Origin of the sequence: Streptomyces sp. WELS2, from assembly GCF_013870595.1 — a bacterium.
GTDB lineage: Bacteria > Actinomycetota > Actinomycetes > Streptomycetales > Streptomycetaceae > Streptomyces.
Genome location: NZ_JACBWZ010001068.1, coordinates 1 through 1,850 on the forward strand (window position 1 = coordinate 1; position 1,850 = coordinate 1,850).

Consider the following 1,850-nt stretch of genomic DNA (forward strand, 5'->3'; position numbering starts at 1 on the left):
ACACCAGACCCCACAACTCCTGCGCCGAACCCACCCCACCCGGATACCGCGCCCCCAACCCCACCACCACCACCGGATCACCCGACACCGGAACCGGAGCGGGCACGGGATCGGCCGTCCGGCGCTCCTTGCCGAGGACCACCTCGCGCAGGTATTCGGCCAGCCGGGCCGGGGTCGGGTGGTCGAAGACCATCGTCGCCGACAGCCGGGTCCCGACGGCCGTGGACAGCCGGTTGCGCAGCTCCACGGCGGTCAGCGAGTCGAAGCCCAGCTCCTTGAAGGCCAGGTCGGCACCGATCTCGTCGCCGCGGCCCAGCACGGCCGAGGCGTGGGTGCCGACCAGGTCGAGCAGAATCTCGCGTTGCCGGGCCTCGGGGAGCGAACCCAGCTCACCCGCCAGTCCGGTGGTACGCACCGGTTTGCGGGCGCGTGCCAGCGCGCGCAGCACCGGACGGTCGCCCAGTGCGGACACCTTGAGTCGGGCCGCGACCACCGCCGGTTCCGCGCTCTCCAGGCCGCCGTCGAACAGCCCGAGTCCGTGATCGGTCGCCATCGGCAACAGCCCGGCGCGGACCAGGCGTTCACCGTCGGCCTCGGACAGCTGCCCGGTCAGCCCGCTGGCCTCGGCCCAGTAGCCCCAGGCCAGCGACACCGCCGGCAGGCCCTGGGCGCGTCGGTACGCGGCGAGGCCGTCGAGGTAGGCGTTGGCCGCGGCGTAGTTGGCCTGTCCGGGGCTGCCGAGCGTGCCGGCCGCCGAGGAGAAGAGGACGAACGCCGTCAGGTCGTGTCCCCGGGTGAGTTCGTGCAGGTTCCACGCCGCCCGTGCCTTGGGTTCCCACACCGCGGCGAGGCGTTCGGGGGTCAGCGACTCAACCACGGTGTCGTCGAGTACGCCGGCCGCGTGCACGACCGCGGTCAGCGGGTGCTCGGCCGGGATCGAGTCCAGCACGGCCGCCAGCGCGTCCCGGTCGGCCACGTCACAGGCGGCCACGGTCACCTCCGCGCCCAGCCCGGACAGCTCCTCGCGCAACGCCGCCCCGCCACCACCACGGCTGACCAGCAGCAGATGCCGCACACCCCGCTCGGCCACCAGATGCCGGGCCACAAGGCCCCCCAGCGTCCCCGTACCACCCGTGATCAGCACCGTGCCGGCCGCGTCCAGATCCCCGGGAACCGTCAGGACGATCTTCCCGATGTGAGCGGCCCGGCTCATGAACCGGAAGGCGTCCCGTGCGCGGCGGACGTCCCAGGTGGTGAGCGGTGGCAGGCGCAGCTCGCCCGCGCCGAGCAGCCGGACGGCCTCGGCCAGGATCTCCCCCAGCCGCTCCGGTCCCGCGTCGGCCAGGTCGAAGGCCAGCACGCCGGGCCGGATGTCGGCCTTGCCCATCTCCACGAACCGGCCGCCGGGCGCGAGCAGCCGCAGGGAGGCGTCCAGGAACTCACCGGACAGCGAGTTCAGCACCACGTCGAAGGGCCCGAACCGGTCGGCGAACTCCAGGGTCCGGGACGAGGCGATGTGATCGTCGTCCAGCCCCAGGGCGCGCAGCGCGTCCCACTTGCCCGGGCCGGCGGTCGCGTGGACGTCCGCTCCCCAGAGCCGCGCGAGCTGGACCGCCGCCATGCCGACGCCGCCCGTGCCCGCGTGGATCAGGACCCGGTCACCGGCCTTCAGCCCGCCCAGGTCGCGCAGGCCGTACCACGCGGTCATGAACGCGATCGGCACGGTGGCGGCCTGGGTGAACGTCCACTCGTCGGGGATGCGCACCAGCACCCTGTGGTCGGCGACGGCCACCCGGCCGAACGCGCCGGGCAGCAGCCCGGTGACCCGGTCCCCCGGCCGCAGCCCGGTG

1 protein-coding gene is annotated in these 1,850 nt (G+C 74.1%); it reads right to left on the reverse strand.

Going from position 1 to position 1,850, the window contains the following annotated elements; all coding sequences use genetic code 11:
• Positions 1–1,850 (reverse strand): type I polyketide synthase (locus H5J33_RS33665; RefSeq protein WP_258565588.1); only part of this gene is annotated, 1,850 nt, incomplete at both ends.